The sequence below is a fragment of the Streptomyces sp. NPDC038213 genome (assembly GCF_055600495.1).
In genome coordinates this window covers 129,978-143,701 of the sequence record NZ_JBVJYM010000016.1, presented here as the reverse complement: position 1 = coordinate 143,701, position 13,724 = coordinate 129,978, and the positions used below count along the sequence as shown (strand labels likewise).

13 protein-coding genes are annotated in these 13,724 nt (G+C 76.4%); 3 read left to right on the top strand and 10 right to left on the bottom strand.

What is annotated here, in order from left to right; all coding sequences use genetic code 11:
* Nucleotides 1–12 precede the first annotated feature (12 nt).
* A complete protein-coding gene (locus ACZ7JZ_RS22290) occupies nt 13–1,920 on the bottom strand; it encodes an FAD/NAD(P)-binding protein (protein WP_470941813.1) in 1,908 nt (635 codons plus the stop codon).
* 143 nt (nt 1,921–2,063) lie between these two features.
* Nucleotides 2,064–2,384 (bottom strand): hypothetical protein, encoded by a 321-nt coding sequence (locus ACZ7JZ_RS22285; RefSeq protein ID WP_470941811.1) that lies wholly within the window; start codon nt 2,382–2,384, stop codon nt 2,064–2,066.
* A 131-nt stretch (nt 2,385–2,515) separates the two neighbouring features.
* Here ACZ7JZ_RS22285 and ACZ7JZ_RS22280 point away from each other — a divergent pair, with 131 nt between their 5' ends.
* The gene (locus tag ACZ7JZ_RS22280) at nt 2,516–3,205 is read left to right on the top strand and encodes a DUF998 domain-containing protein (RefSeq protein WP_470941809.1); all 690 of its coding nucleotides are present in this window, start codon (nt 2,516–2,518) and stop codon (nt 3,203–3,205) included.
* A 30-nt stretch (nt 3,206–3,235) separates the two neighbouring features.
* Here the strand turns inward: ACZ7JZ_RS22280 and katG are convergent, their stop codons facing one another.
* Together katG and ACZ7JZ_RS22270 are read right to left on the bottom strand one after the other, a co-directional pair.
* Complete coding sequence (katG, locus tag ACZ7JZ_RS22275) at nt 3,236–5,419, bottom strand: catalase/peroxidase HPI (protein WP_470941806.1); 2,184 nt, start codon at nt 5,417–5,419, stop codon at nt 3,236–3,238.
* A 247-nt stretch (nt 5,420–5,666) separates the two neighbouring features.
* Entirely contained in the window at nt 5,667–6,464 is a 798-nt protein-coding gene (locus ACZ7JZ_RS22270; RefSeq protein ID WP_470941803.1) for a class I SAM-dependent methyltransferase, read from the bottom strand.
* 199 nt (nt 6,465–6,663) lie between these two features.
* Between ACZ7JZ_RS22270 and ACZ7JZ_RS22265 the strand changes: the two genes are divergently transcribed.
* Nucleotides 6,664–7,161 carry an SH3 domain-containing protein gene (locus ACZ7JZ_RS22265; RefSeq protein ID WP_470941801.1) on the top strand — a complete coding sequence of 166 codons (498 nt, stop codon included), beginning with the start codon at nt 6,664–6,666 and terminating at the stop codon, nt 7,159–7,161.
* Nucleotides 7,162–7,284: 123 nt separating this feature from the next.
* Here ACZ7JZ_RS22265 and ACZ7JZ_RS22260 read toward each other — a convergent pair whose 3' ends face one another.
* On the bottom strand, nt 7,285–8,622 hold the full coding sequence (locus tag ACZ7JZ_RS22260; protein WP_470941799.1) for a phytase: 1,338 nt from the start codon (nt 8,620–8,622) through the stop codon (nt 7,285–7,287).
* A gap of 445 nt (nt 8,623–9,067) precedes the next feature.
* On the opposite strand from ACZ7JZ_RS22260, the gene ACZ7JZ_RS22255 reads away from it, so the two are divergent.
* Nucleotides 9,068–9,487 (top strand): subtilase-type protease inhibitor, encoded by a 420-nt coding sequence (locus tag ACZ7JZ_RS22255; protein WP_470941797.1) that lies wholly within the window; start codon nt 9,068–9,070, stop codon nt 9,485–9,487.
* A 144-nt stretch (nt 9,488–9,631) separates the two neighbouring features.
* Here ACZ7JZ_RS22255 and ACZ7JZ_RS22250 read toward each other — a convergent pair whose 3' ends face one another.
* From ACZ7JZ_RS22250 to ACZ7JZ_RS22230, 5 genes are all read right to left on the bottom strand, one after another.
* Nucleotides 9,632–10,324: an NAD(P)H-binding protein gene (locus tag ACZ7JZ_RS22250; protein ID WP_470941794.1), complete on the bottom strand. Its 693-nt coding sequence runs from the start codon at nt 10,322–10,324 to the stop codon at nt 9,632–9,634.
* Between the two features lie 56 nt (nt 10,325–10,380).
* On the bottom strand, nt 10,381–11,130 hold the full coding sequence (locus tag ACZ7JZ_RS22245) for an NAD-dependent epimerase/dehydratase family protein (RefSeq protein WP_470941792.1): 750 nt from the start codon (nt 11,128–11,130) through the stop codon (nt 10,381–10,383).
* Nucleotides 11,131–11,228: 98 nt separating this feature from the next.
* Nucleotides 11,229–11,612, bottom strand: coding sequence for a hypothetical protein (locus ACZ7JZ_RS22240; protein ID WP_470941789.1), 384 nt, complete (start codon nt 11,610–11,612; stop codon nt 11,229–11,231).
* A 53-nt stretch (nt 11,613–11,665) separates the two neighbouring features.
* The gene (locus ACZ7JZ_RS22235; RefSeq protein WP_470941787.1) at nt 11,666–12,682 is read right to left on the bottom strand and encodes a C40 family peptidase; all 1,017 of its coding nucleotides are present in this window, start codon (nt 12,680–12,682) and stop codon (nt 11,666–11,668) included.
* 330 nt (nt 12,683–13,012) lie between these two features.
* On the bottom strand, nt 13,013–13,724 hold a 712-nt coding region (locus ACZ7JZ_RS22230), incomplete at its 5' end, for a WD40 repeat domain-containing protein (RefSeq protein ID WP_470941785.1).

Here is a 13,724-nt window from a genome sequence, read left to right as displayed (position 1 = left end):
GGGTCCCGTCCTTCAGCCCCCCGCCCCCTCGCGCAGCCGCTCCAGCACCGTGCGCGCCACGTCGTCGTTCTCGCGGAAGAACGGGGCGTTCCCGCCCGGCCGCGGGAAGCCCGCCACGGACCGCGCCGAGGTCGGCGCGCCCAGCGCGATCCGGCGCGGGTGGGGGCCGCCGAGGCCCGGGTCGACCACCCGCCCGCCCGCGGCGGCCACGGCCAGCAGGCCCGACCGGTACCCGCCGCCGAGGTCCTCCTCCGCCACCGCGCCCCGCCGGTACAGCCCCGCGAGCAGGGGGTCGTCCGTACGGGAGACGGTCGCCCCGGGCAGCCGGGCCTCCACCAGCGCGGTGGCGCGGACGGTGTGCCCCGGGAGGGTGGCGCTCGAAGCCGTGAACGCGCCCGTCTGCGCATCCGTCCCCACCTGCGTGCCCGCGCCCAGGAACCGCAGCACCCCGGCCCGCGAGAGCGCCAGCAGCTGCCGCACCCGGAAGGCCGGCGGCCCCGAGGCGAGGAAGCTGTGGAAGCCCTGCCAGCGCACGTCGAAGCCCTCCGCCAGGGAGTGCGGCGCCAGTGCCCCGGCCGCCACCAGCGAGGGCAGCCGGTCGTGCACCGCCCGCACCGCCGCGACCGCGCCGAGCTGGGCGCTGTGCCGCGGGTCGCAGGCCCGGTCCAGCCCCTCGGACAGGTAGCCGCGCATCCGCTCCTGGAGCGCGGCGGGGTCCGGCAGCTCCAGCCCGGCCAGCGGCCGGTCCAGGGCCGCGAGGTCCAGCCGGTCCCCGGGGTCGGGCACCGCCGCGGCCACCAGCTCCTCCCGGTCCGCGGAGTACCAGGCCGGCGGCCCGTACGCCGACAGGAAGGCCCGCCAGGGCAGGGCGGTGCGCTCCGGCCGGGCGTGGAACAGCTCGTGGTAGTAGCCGAACCCGATCTCCTTCGCGATCAGCGGCCACACCTCCCGCCACAGGTCCAGCGGCCGGCCGCGCACCGCCGCGGCGCGGACCAGCGCGGCCGGGTCGAAGTACCGGGGCAGCGGCGGGCGCGGCCCCTGGAGGCCGTAGCCGGGCTTCGGGCGGTACGGCACCCCGCGCCGGGACCCGGCGAACAGCACCGGCTCCCGCCCCGAGGGCACGTACCGCAGCCCGCCCCCGGCACCGCCCGCGCCCCGGGGGTCCGGCCGGAACTCCCCGCCGCGCCCCTCGGTCAGCAGGGCCGCCACGTCCACGAACGACAGGCCCAGACCGCGTACGACCACGTGCTCCCCGGGGCGCAGCGCCGCCAGGTCCGCGGCCGCCGGGTGCCGCGGCGGCAGGTGCACCCGCCCGTGCCGGCGCGCGAAGCGGCCGTGCGCCCGCTGCCCCGGGTCCGGCCGCGCCCCGAGGTGGCCCTGGGCCAGGACGACGAGGTCCGCCTCGACCGGCTCCGCCCGTCCGGCCAGCCGCACGCGCTGGCGCCCGGATCCGCCGCGCGCCTCGTCCAGTGCGGTGGCCCGGGTCCGGTGCACCGTCAGCCGGACCTCCTGCGGCAGGCGGGCGGCGGCCTCGGCGAACACCCACTCCAGGTAGGCGCCGAGCACGCGGCGCGGGGCGAAGTCGCGGGGGCCGAGCTCCCCGTACCCGGGGGTGCGGGCGGCCCACTCGGCCAGGGTCGGCCCCGGCCGGACCGGGCCCGCCAGCGCGCAGGAGGCGTCGGGGAACAGCGTGACGTCCGCGGCCCGGGTGTTCATGACCAGCAGGGACGGCTGGTCCCGGTGCCAGATCCGCCCCGCGCCGGCGGGGTACGGGTCCACGACGTGGACGTGCAGTGCGCGGCCGGCCGGCCACAGCGCGGGCAGGTTCGCGGAGATCCGCTCCAGCACCCCCGTACCGCGGGGCCCGGCCCCGACGACCACCAGTACGGCCGGATCCGCCCGGCCCGCCGAGGCCCCCACCGCCCACCGCCCTTCCACCGCGCCGGCCGCCGGGTCCGGCGGCCGCACCCCTACCGGTACCCCGGCGGGACCGCCCGTACCGGTAACCGCGCGGGCCGCGCAGGGCGCCGCCCGCACCACAACCCCCGGCATCCGCCCCCGCGTCAGGGGAACCGCGGCTCCGCGGCCCCCAGCAGGTGCAGGGCCCGGTGCTCGGCGCCCACCTGCGCGGCCCCGGCCCCCAGCAGCCCCCGGTCCGCGGCCTGTCTCAGCTCCCCGCTCAGCTCCTCGCAGCGGGCGCAGCCCTGGACCCAGCCGGGCAGGAGCTCCAGGTGGCGGTTGGCCACGTGGCGCGCCAGCCTCGTCAGCGGGCCGGTCAGACCGCGCGGGGCGGTGGCTTCGGCGGCGGGGGCCGGTTCCATGCTCCGGCGCAGCCGGGAGCATTCCGGGCAGGCCGCTGCCGCGGCTGCGGTGTCGGGACTCATCCTGAGACGGTAACTCCCTGCGGTGCCGGGCACGCGCTCAGGCTCGTCCCCGTCAACCGACTGGCTGACACCGGCGCGGTGCTCCGGTGCGGGCGCGGGCGGTGAAACGGTTCGGCGCCTACGGTGGCCGGATGCGACCCGTACCGGCGTGGGCCCTGATCCCCTCGGGGTGCGCCCCCGCCGTGCTGGCCGGGGGCTGGGCGGCCGCCGGCCTCCTGGAGGGGCCCGCATACGACCCGGCGACGGAGACGATCAGCGCCCTGGGGTCCTACGGGGCCGCGGGCTTCGAGGTGATGACCGCGGCCTTCCTCGCCCTCGGTGCCTGCCACCTGCTGAGCGCCTGGGGGCTGCGGGCGGCCGCTCCCGCGGGCCGCCTGGCGCTGGCCGGCGGCGGTCTGGCGTCCGTGGCGGTGGCCCTGCTGCCGGCCCCGCAGAGCGGGGGCTCGCTTCCGCACGGGGCGGCCGTCACCGCCGGTTTCACCCTGCTGGCCCTGTGGCCGGTCCTGGCCGTCCACCGCGGCGCGGACCCGCGCACGGCTCCCTGGGGGCTGCGGGCCGTACCCGCGTGCACGGTGAGCGCGCTGATGGCGGCCGGGGCCCTGTGGTTCCTCTTCGCGATGCACCGGGAGGGGCCGGACGGGGCCGCGGAGCGCGTGGTGACCTTCCTCCAGTCCGTGTGGCCGCTGCTGGTCGCGGCCTCCTGCCTGCGCCGCCAGGCCGCCGAGGGGGTGCACGGCGCGACCGGGACCGGCGACCGCGACGACACGAACGATACGAACGTCACGAACGGCAGCAGCGACGCCGACGACGCGCCCGTGTGACCCGGCGGCCGGGTCACACGGGCCGCCCGCTCACGCCAGGTCGAACCGGTCCAGGTTCATGACCTTGTCCCACGCCGCCACGAAGTCCCGTACGAACTTCCCGCCCGCGTCCGCGGAGGCGTAGACCTCCGCCAGTGCGCGCAGCTGTGCGTGCGAGCCGAAGACGAGGTCCACCGCCGTCGCCGTCCAGCGGGTCTTGCCCGTGGTCCGGTCCCGGCCCTCGAACACGTTCTCGGCGGACTCCGAGGCCTTCCACTCCGTGCCCATGTCGAGCAGGTTCACGAAGAAGTCCGTGGTCAGCGCCTCGGGACGGTCGGTGAACACCCCGTGCGCCGAACCGCCGAAGCCGGTGCCGAGGGCCCGCATCCCGCCGGTCAGCACCGTCATCTCGGGCGCCGTCAGGCCGAGCATGTACGCGCGGTCCAGCAGCAGCGTCTCCGGCGACAGCTTCTCGCCCGCCCGCAGGTAGTTGCGGAAGCCGTCGGCCCGCGGCTCCAGCACCGCGAAGGACTCCGCGTCGGTCTGCTCCTGCGAGGCGTCCGTGCGGCCCGGAGCGAACGGCACCGCCACCTCGTGCCCGGCGTTGCGCGCGGCCTGCTCCACGGCCGCGCAGCCGCCCAGCACGATCAGGTCGGCGAGCGAGACCTGTGCCCCGCCCGCACCGTTGAACTCCCCGCGCAGCCGCTCCAGCGCCGCCACCGTCCCGGCGACCTCCGGGGTCGCGTTCGACTCCCAGTCCTTCTGCGGTGCCAGCCGGATCCTGGCCCCGTTGGCCCCGCCCCGCTTGTCGGTGCTGCGGAAGCTCGCCGCCGACGCCCACGCGGTGGCCGCGAGCTGCGCCACGGACAGCCCCGAGGCCAGCACCCGCGCCTTGAGGTCGGCGATCTCCGCCTCCCCGACCAGCGGCCCCGAGGCCGCCGGGACCGGGTCCTGCCACAGCTGCGCCTCGGGGATCCACGGCCCGAGGTAGCGGCTCAGCGGCCCCATGTCGCGGTGCAGCAGCTTGTACCAGGCCTTGGCGAAGGCCCGGGCCAGCTCCGCCGGGTTCTCGTGGAAGCGCTTGGCGATCGGCGCGTACACCGGGTCCATCCGCAGGGACAGGTCGGTGGTCAGCATCATCGGCGCGTGCCGCTTCGACGGGTCGTGCGCGTCGGGCACCGTGTCCCGGGCGGCGGGGTCCACGGGGGTCCACTGCTGCGCCCCGGCCGGGCTCCGCGTCAGCTCCCACTCGTAGCCGAAGAGGTTGTCGAGGTAGCCGTTGTCCCAGCGGGTCGGCTCGGTGGTCCAGGCCCCCTCCAGCCCGCTGGTGAGCGCGTCGGCGCCCACCCCCGTCCCGTACGAGTTGCGCCAGCCCAGGCCCTGCTGCTCGATCGGGCAGCCCTCGGGCTCCGGCCCGATGTACTGCGGGTCGACCGCGCCGTGGCACTTGCCGAAGGTGTGCCCGCCCGCGATGAGGGCGACGGTCTCCTCGTCGTCCATCGCCATCCGCCCGAAGGTCTCGCGGATGTCGCGGGCGGCGGCCAGCGGGTCCGGGTTGCCGTTCGGGCCCTCCGGGTTCACGTAGATCAGGCCCATCTGCACGGCGCCCAGCGGCCCGGACAGCTCCCGGTCCCCGCGGTAGCGCTCGTCACCGAGCCAGGTGTCCTCGGGGCCCCAGTAGATCTCCTCGGGCTCCCAGATGTCCTCGCGCCCGAAACCGAAGCCGAAGGTCTCGAAGCCCATCGACTCCATCGCGCAGTTCCCGGCGAAGACCAGCAGGTCGGCCCAGGAGACCGCGCTGCCGTACTTCTGCTTGACCGGCCACAGCAGGCGGCGCGCCTTGTCGAGGCTCGCGTTGTCCGGCCAGCTGTTGAGCGGGGCGAAGCGCTGCGCGCCGCTGCCGCCGCCGCCGCGCCCGTCGGCGATGCGGTAGGTGCCCGCGGAGTGCCAGCTCATCCGGATGAACAGCGGCCCGTAGTGGCCGTAGTCCGCCGGCCACCAGTCCTGCGAGTCCGTCATGAGGGCCATGACGTCCTGCTTGAGCGCCTCGACGTCCAGGGACGCGAACGCCTTCCGGTAGTCGAAGTCCCCGCCCATCGGATCGGACTGGGGCGACTGCCGGTTCAGGACCTGGAGGTCCAGTTGCTCCGGCCACCAGTCGCGGTTCGTCAGGGGGCGAGCCGTCTCGGGGGTGGGGGAGGGGATTGCCGGGTTCTCGCTCTCGCTTCCGGACACGCCGGTCCTTCTTCCTGTCGCGGTGTCTCCACCTGCTGACGATTTCTCTCGACGCCGTGCCGGCGCGAGCGCGCGAAAGAGGCGGCCGGCCGGCGGGGGGTTCCCGCACGAACGACGCTGGTGGCGGGCCCGCGTCGGCGTCCGTATGGTCGCGCACCGGGGTGCGCGCCGCCGAGAGAACACGCGGGGCGGGACCGGGCGAACACGCGGTCCCCTCAGGGGCCGCCGGGATCCGGCAGGAGCCGGTCTATGCGCCCGGCGCCCCGGGACGGCGGCCCCAGGCCGTGAGCATCCCCGGCGAGATCCCGGTGTACAGCGGGGAGCCCAGCAGGCGGACGGCCTCGTCGACGTCCGCGTCGTCGACCAGCCCCGTCGCCGTCATCGAGGAGCGGGCCCGCTCCCAGGTGTCCGCCCAGAACCGGCTGATCGGGCTCCCGGGCAGCAGCGGCGGCACGTGGATCTCGGCCGCCACGCCCTCCAGCCCCGCCGCCCGCAGCTGCTCCGGCCGCTGCGGCACCTGTGCGACGTCGGTGCCGATGCCCGCCCGGAGTCCCTCCCACATCGCCCGCAGGGCGCGCGTGTACGGGGTCGGGGCCGCGGAGGCGCTGGTCAGGTCCACCGCGTCGCTGACCACCAGCACCCCGCCCGGGGCCAGCAGCCCGGCGAGCCGGGAGACCGTCCGCTGCGGATCGGGCAGGTGCATGAGCACGAAGCGGGCGTGTACGAGGTCGAACACCCCGGGGGAGAACCCCTCCGCCGTGACGTCCGCCTCCAGCGGCGTCAGCCCCGGCACGGGGTGCGCGGCCAGGAAGCGCACGTCCCGGTCCACCGCGAGGACCGAGTCCACCCCGGCCTCCGCCAGCAGCCGCCGCGCCACCGTGCCCGTACCCGCGCCCACCTCCAGGCAGCGCAGGCCCGGTCCCGCGCCGAGCTGCCGCAGCCGGGCCATGCTCGTGTCGTCGTACGCGAGCGCCCCGAGGTCGATGCGCTCGTCCTCGCCGCGGGCCCCGGGAGGGAAGACCCGCTCTCCGTAGCGGCCGTCCATGGACCCATTGTGACGGGAGGGGCCGTGTGTCACCCGTCGTACGGGGCCCGGGGCGCAGATTGGGCATTTCGGGCTAAACGGTGGTGCGCCACCCGTGTTTCGGAGTCTGCTTTCGCGATAGTCGTCCCTGGCAGCCGACTGGCTGCCGCCCGTGCCGCACGTCGCGGCCGGACGGATGTCTGCGTAGAGGAGCCGGCTCGTGCTGAAGCCCACCAGGACCATCCTCGCTCTCGTCACCGGCAGTCTGGTGCTCGGCCTGACCGGGGTGGCGACCGCCGTGGCGGACGAGGGCCCCAGGCCGCAGAGGCCCTCGCAGCAGGACGGGCCGCGCGACGAGCAGAACGGCGTCGAGGAGAACGGCAGCGGCTACGACCGCTACTCCGTCGGCGTCGTCGTCTCGCACGGCCCGCTGAACGTGCGCAGCAAGCCCACCACCCGCGCCCGCTCCGTGGGCAGGGTGCACCCGCACGAGAAGCTCGCCATCGTCTGCAAGGAGAACGGCGAGAAGGTCGGCGGCAACAAGCTCTGGTACCTCCTCAAGGAGCGCGGCGGCAACGGCGCCCCGAACGGCGTCGAGCAGGGCTCCGAGGACCTCGACGGCTCGCCGAGCGCCGCCGACTCCCGCGACCGCTCCGAGCGCTGGGTCGCGGCCCGCTACGTCAAGAACCTCTCGAAGGTGAAGTACTGCCGGGGCTGACCCGCAGCAGGACCGCGGCACCGGACCGGGGCCCGCCGCCCACCCCCTCGGGGGCGGGCGGCGGGCCCCGGCGCTACGGCCGCGGCTGCTGCCGGGCGGCCCGGCCGGCCCGGCCCGTCCCTGTCAGTCCCGCACCGCGTCCAGTACGGCGCCCAGGTCCACGAACTTGAAGTTGGTCGCCGTGCGCCCGCCGTCCTCCGGCGCGTCGTGCCCGTCCTGGACCACGAGCAGCCCCCGCGGGAAGCGCGGGCCCATCGGCAGGTTCAGCGCCGCGGCCCCGTCGCACTCCTCCGAGCCGTCGAGGTCCTCGGAGCGGCCCGAGATCCGCAGGCCGCCCCGGTACTGGTGGGCCGCCGCGGGCCCGCGGCCGTACAGCGCGAAGGTGTCGTCGCCCTGGCTGGAGACCAGCAGGCGGCCCCCGTCCCGGCCCCCGTCGATCAGCGTCAGGCCCTCCACGTCGGCCGTCAGCCGGCGGCCGCCGAAACCGGGGTCGGCGCCGGGCGCGCACTCCTCGGTCTCCTCGTCGTAGACGGCGGGCACGCCGTACTCGCGGACCCGGTCGACCAGCACCGGGCGCGAGCGCAGGTCGGCGCGGACCCGCCAGACGCCCACGTCCTCCTGTCCCGCGTACAGGGTGCCCGTCGCCGGGTCGACGACCATGCCCTCGATCTGCGGGCCCTCGCCGGGCTCTCCGCAGGGGCGCCACTGCGCGCCGTTCGGCAGCCGGAACGACGAGGGCAGCTCCAGGGTGCGGACCGTCCGGTAGCCGACCCGGCCGCCCGGGGCCGGGAGCAGCTCCAGCAGGGCCACGGCGGTCTCGTGCCGCCGGCTGACCAGGGCGTACGCGCGGCCGCTCGCGCGGTCGGTGTACGTGGCCAGGCCGTACGCGGTGCGCTGTTCGTTGACCTCGGCCTGGTCCGCCGAGAAGACCGGTGCGGCCGAGGGGGAGGTGACGTCGGTCAGCGGGCCGCCCGGCCGGGTGCGGTCGATCCGGTAGAAGCGCAGCCGGTCGTTGCCCCGGTCGGTCACCACGGCCAGGTCCGCCCGGGCCCCGCCCAGGCGCATCCCGTGCACCAGGTCGACGTTGTTGAAGCGGCCGGGTGCGTCCTGCGGTCCGGGTCCCGCGGGTGCGGCGAGCGACTGGACCTCGCGGGCCGCGAGGTCGTACACGCGCAGTCCGCCCTCCTTGGCGGTGGCCACGACCAGGCTGCGGGCCGGGTCGGCGGGGTTGCGCCAGATCGCCGGATCGTCGGCGTCGGAGTTCCCGCCCTCCTCGTCGTCGAACAGCGCGGCCGTCTCCGACACCGGCGTGACGGAGGGGAGTCGAGGACCGTGCGGGGCGTGCGCCGCGGCGGCGGGCAGGGCCGGAGCCGTGGCGGCGAGCACGGCGAGGGCCGCGCCGAGCACGAGGGCGGTGGGGCGGAAGGGGCGGGCGGTACGGGCGGGGTGGAGGGGATCCACGGCAGGCTCCAGCGGTCGGGGGCAGGGGGCGGTGGTGCTGCGCGCTGCTGAAGACTCCGGCCGCGGGGTGAAGTCCTGCGGCCCGCGCGGCGGCCGGGAACTGAACCGCACGTGACAGGACGTCACCGTCCGACCCCCGAGAGGCACCGCGATCCGGCCAAGGTGCATGGATCCGCGGTGAACGCTGTACGGCCGGGGGCAGGTCGGCGGCCGTCGAACGGCGCTCCGCGGCGCCCGTTCCGGCTGCATCCGGCCCTCCGTCGCCGCCCCGCCCCCCGGCTGAGCTGCGCGGACACCACCAAGATCTCCGATTAACGGACACCCCGTCCGGAAATCGGCGATCAACATGCAACTGCACTGCGGAACCTGCATGGTTGGGGCGGCTCGGTCAAGGAAACCAGAGCCGCTGAACGCAATCCACCTTCGAAACGAAAGAGAGTTTGTCGTGCGTCACCGCATCGCCCTCGTCTCCGCCGCCGCCGTCCTCGCCCTCGCAGGCGCCACCGGAATAGCGGAGGCGAAGCCCGCGAGCCTCTACGCCCCCTCCGCGGTCGTCCTCGCGGTGGCCGCGGGCGAGGACGAGGCCACCGTCCTGCGGGCGGTCGCCCTCAGCTGCGCCCCCGGCGCCCAGGGCACCCACCCCGACCCCGAGGCCGCCTGTGCGGCCCTGAACGCCACCGGCGGCACCCTCGACGCCCTGCTGTCCGCCCCGGACGAGGACCGCGCCTGCCCCATGCACTACGACCCGGTCACCGTCACCGTGGACGGGGTCTGGCAGGGCGGCCGCGTGGCGTGGAAGCACACCTTCTCCAACGCCTGCACGATGGCCGCGACCCTCAACGGCAACGCCGCCTTCTCCTTCTGACGACGCCTGCGGGGCCCGGCCTCCCGGCCGTGCGGCCCCGCACCCCGCGCCGCCGGCCGCCGCCGCGGCCCCGCCCGTACGCGGCGGCGGCCGGCCTGCCGGTGCGCATGCCGGCCCGCCCGGCCCGCCCGTCGTACGGCCCGGTCAGACGTGTTCCGTCAGGCGCACGATGTCCGCGTACGTGCGCACCGGGGCCGCTCCGGCGGCCCCCTGCGCAGGCTCCGCCTCCTGCGCCCCCGCGCCAAGCGAGGCGATCATCGCGGCGGCCAGCCGGCCCGCCGGGACCGGCTTGTAGACCCGCGCCGGTCCCGCCAGCAGCGGCGACACCACCGCGGTCAGCACGAAGCCGATCGCCTCGGCGGCCCGCCGCTCCTCGCGGGGCCCGGTGATGAAGGACGGCCGGAAGACCTCCACCTGCTCGTAGCCCACCGCCCGCACCTCCTCCTCCATATCGCCTTTGACCCCGAGGTAGAAGGTCCGTGAGCCGGGCTTCGCACCGACCGAGGACACCACCGCGAACCGCCGGGCCCCCGCCGCGTGCGCGAGCCGGGCCACCGCGACCACGTAGTGCTGGTCGATCCGCCGGAACTCCTCCTGGGAGCCGGCCTTGCGGATCGTGCTCCCCAGCGCGCAGTACACGTCGTCCACGGCGGGCACGTCCGCGGCCCCGAGGGACCCGAAGTCCACGATCCGCACGTCCAGCCGGGGGTGCTCCGCGGGCAGCGGGCGGCGGGCCAGGACCGTCACCCGGTCGTAGAGCGGGTCCTTCAGCAGCCGGGCGAGCAGCTGACCGCCCACCAGTCCGGTGGCTCCGACCAGAAGTGCGCTGCGGGTCACGGCGGTTCCTTTCCGCGGCCGGAGGTCGGCCTCGGCTCCGCAGCGTACCGGGGGCCTCAGCTCCGGGAGGGCCGCCACCCCAGCCGTTCGCCGGACTTGGCGAGGCTCCAGCGGCCGCCGGCGTCACCGCCGGCCACGTGGAAGACCTCGTACCCCTGCCGGTACTCCAGCGCCGCGAGCAGTGCCTGCACCAGGTCGCCGGCCGCGAGGGAGGGGATGAGCGTGCCGTCGCGCAACTGCCGGGCCTCGGGCCCGGTGCCGGGCAGCGCCCACTCGGGCCAGGCCTCGTCCGTGGTCGGCCAGGCCAGCCGCAGCACCGTCACCGACACGCCCCACTCCGCCACCGCGCTGCGGCAGACCTCCTCGGCCAGCCGCTTCGTCAGCCCGTACAGGTCGGTGGCGTCGGCGGGCACCGACTCGTCGAGCTCGCGGTCGGGCAGGTCGCGGAAGACCGACAGGCTGCTCACGAACACCAGGTGGGGCACCTTCGCCCCGTGCGCCGCCCGCAGCGCCAGGTGGACGGAGGCCAGGTTCACCTCGAAGGCGCGGGCCGCCTCCTCGCCGCTGCCGCCCTCGGCGTGCGCCATGGCCATGTGCACCACCGCGTCCACGCCCCCGGGAGCACCGGGAGCGCCGAGCGCGTCCGCCAGGGCCGCCGGGTCGGAGGCCGATCCGGGGACGTGCTGCGCGCCCGAACCGGCGGCCGGCGGCCGGGGGTCGAGCACCCGCACCTCGTGGCGGGCCGCCAGACCGGGCAGCACCAGGCCGCCGACGTACCCCGAACCGCCGATCACCAGAACGCGCATGGACGGACGCTAACAGCCGCCCCCGCCCGCGCACCACGCATTCCGGGCCGCCTCCCCGTGGAGGAGGGAGGCGGCCCGGGGTCAGGGGGTGCGGACGGTCAGCACTGGCGCAGGCCCGGCGCCGGGTCCACCGGCGTGTGGACGTCCACGGCCGGGACGTTGCCCCACTGGCCGTTGTCGAGCTTGGTCCAGTACCAGACGTTGTTGCCGCCGCCGTGCATATCGCCCGGGCCCCAGCACTGGAACCAGCTGAAGCCGGTGTTCAGCGGCCCGCGCACGCCCGAGGAGTACGAGCGGTGGGCGTACCCCTTGGCCCCGACGCGGTTCCCGCACCACAGCCTGCCGTCGGAGCGGACCCCGCATTCGGCGGCGGCAGCGGCGGCGCCGGCGGCGGGCTCCGCCGAGGCGGGCGCCGTGACGGCGGCGAATCCGGCGGTGAGCAGGGCGGCGAAGCCGAGGGCGATCGTCTTGCGTGCGGACATGGTTCCTCCTGGAAGGTCGCTGTGCTGTGTGGTGAGGTGGTGTCAGGTGCCGGTCAGGGGCAGGTGGGTACGCCGTCCAGCCAGGCCGGCCCCTTGATGTAGATGTTGGTGATCCACGCCCCGTACTCGGGCAGGTAGGACCAGGCGTCGTTGGTGTAGCCCTCGGCGGTGACGGTCTCCGCGCGCTTCTGGCACTGGATGCGCACCGTCGTCGGGCCGGCGAACTTGTGCACCCGCGGGCTGCCCGTCGCGGGCTCGGTGTGGGTCCACACGTCCGTGCCCCAGGTGCTGAACGTGCCCGGCTGCTGGGCCGCCCCGCCGATCCGCACCGCGCCGGCGTAGTCCCCGCCGAGCCGTACGTCGCTGACGGTGATGCGGGTGCCGGACTGCCGGGCCTCGACCATCTTCCCCGCCCCGAGGTACACGGCGATGTGGTGCACCGTGCCGGAACCCCAGGCCAGCAGGTCGCCGGGCAGCAGCGGCCCGGTGCCCTGCGCCGGGGTGAACCGGGCGGTGGCGCGGGGCGAGTGGAACTGGTGGTGGGCGTTGCCCGGCAGCGGGTCCCCGCCCAGGGCCCGGGCGTACGCGTACCGCACCAGCCCCGAGCAGTCGAAGCCCAGCCGCTCCGGATCGTGCTCGCTGGCGGGGTCGCTCGGGTCCACCTGGCCGTACGTGGGCCCCGGCTGGGGCCCGTGGCCGCCGCCCCAGGTGTACCAGACCCCGATCTGCGCGCAGGCCGCCCGTACCGCCGCCTCCGCGGCGGCGGAGGCCCCCGGCGCGAGCACCCCGCAGTCCGCGGCGGCCGCGGCCCCCTGCGCCGGCCCGACCCCCGTGCGGGCCGGTGCCGCAGCCGTCGCGGCGGCAGCCTGCACGCCGCCCGGCGCCGCCAGGAGGGCCGCCGCGGCGAGCACCGCCCGCCAGGGGGCCCGTCCCCGCCGCAGCCGGCGGCTGCCTGCGGTCCGTACCGCTCCCGCCCGGCCCTGCGCCGCCGGCCGCGTCGGCGCTCCGTGTTCCGATCCGCGCTCCGGCCCCTGTTCCGATCCGTTGGCTGCGCCCGGCGCTTCGTCCATGCCCGCTCCCCGTTCCCCGTCCCGGTCGACACCGGCGGACTCCCGCCGGTCCGGCCCTTCGAGGTTCTGCCCCGCAGCCCCCCGGAGTCGAGCGCCGACGCGTCGCCCATCGCGACGGGAAACGGGAAACCCCCCGGGAAACCCTCCGACCGAGCCCGCATGAAACACCGTCAGCGCAGGCCGGAGCCGTACTGCGGCCGGGGACGGGCCGGCCGCGGATCCACCGGCTCACCACTGGGAACACGTCCGGACCGGGAACACGTCCGGACCGGGAACCCGTCAGGACGGGGAACGCAGCACGGCCGGGAGCCCGTCACGGCCCGGAACCCCTCACGACCGGGCACCCGCTCCGGCCGGGCAGACGGAGCGGGCGCCGGCCTCCTGCCCGCCCCGCCCCGGCGGCCCCGCCGCGCCGAGCAGCGCGCAGATCGCGGCGGTGCGCTCCCGCACCCCCACCGACCAGAGCCGGACCCGCCCGTCGGTCCCGCTGCTCACCGGCTGCCCCGCCGGGTGGAAGACCACGCCCCACACGGCCCCGCCGTGCCCGTGCAGCACGGCCTCCGGCCGGTGCCGCACGGCGTCCCACAGGCGTACCGTCCCGTCGATCCCGCCGGTGGCCAGGGTCCGCCCGCCCGGCCCGAACACCACGGCCCGCACCGCCCCCGTGTGCCCGGACAGCCGGGCCTCGGACCGGCCCGAGCCCACGTGCCACAGCCGGACCGCGCCGTCGTTGGCGCTGCTCGCCAGCCGCAGGCCGTCCGGGCTGAACGACACGCTCCGCACCGCGCCCGCGTGCCCGTGCAGCACCCGGCGCACCGAGCGGCCCGCCACGTCCCACAGCCGCACCGTCAGATCGTCGCTCCCGGAGGCGAGCAGGCCGCCGCCGGGGCTGAACGCCAGCCCGTTCACGAAGTCCTGGTGCCCCGTCAGGGAGCTGAGCAGCGCCCGCCGGCCCACGTCCCACAGCTTGACGGTCCGGTCCGCGCTCCCCGAGGCCAGGATCCGCCCGTCGGGGGAGAAGGCCACCGAGAACACCGAACCG

Coding starts and splice junctions, on each gene's coding strand:
- ACZ7JZ_RS22285 (WP_470941811.1), bottom strand. CDS start 2,384: ATGAGTCCCGACACCGCAGCCGCGGCAGCGGCCTGCCCGGAATGCTCC.
- ACZ7JZ_RS22280 (WP_470941809.1), top strand. CDS start 2,516: ATGCGACCCGTACCGGCGTGGGCCCTGATCCCCTCGGGGTGCGCCCCC.
- ACZ7JZ_RS22270 (WP_470941803.1), bottom strand. CDS start 6,464: ATGGACGGCCGCTACGGAGAGCGGGTCTTCCCTCCCGGGGCCCGCGGC.
- ACZ7JZ_RS22245 (WP_470941792.1), bottom strand. CDS start 11,130: ATGCGCGTTCTGGTGATCGGCGGTTCGGGGTACGTCGGCGGCCTGGTG.
- ACZ7JZ_RS22240 (WP_470941789.1), bottom strand. CDS start 11,612: ATGTCCGCACGCAAGACGATCGCCCTCGGCTTCGCCGCCCTGCTCACC.
- ACZ7JZ_RS22235 (WP_470941787.1), bottom strand. CDS start 12,682: ATGGACGAAGCGCCGGGCGCAGCCAACGGATCGGAACAGGGGCCGGAG.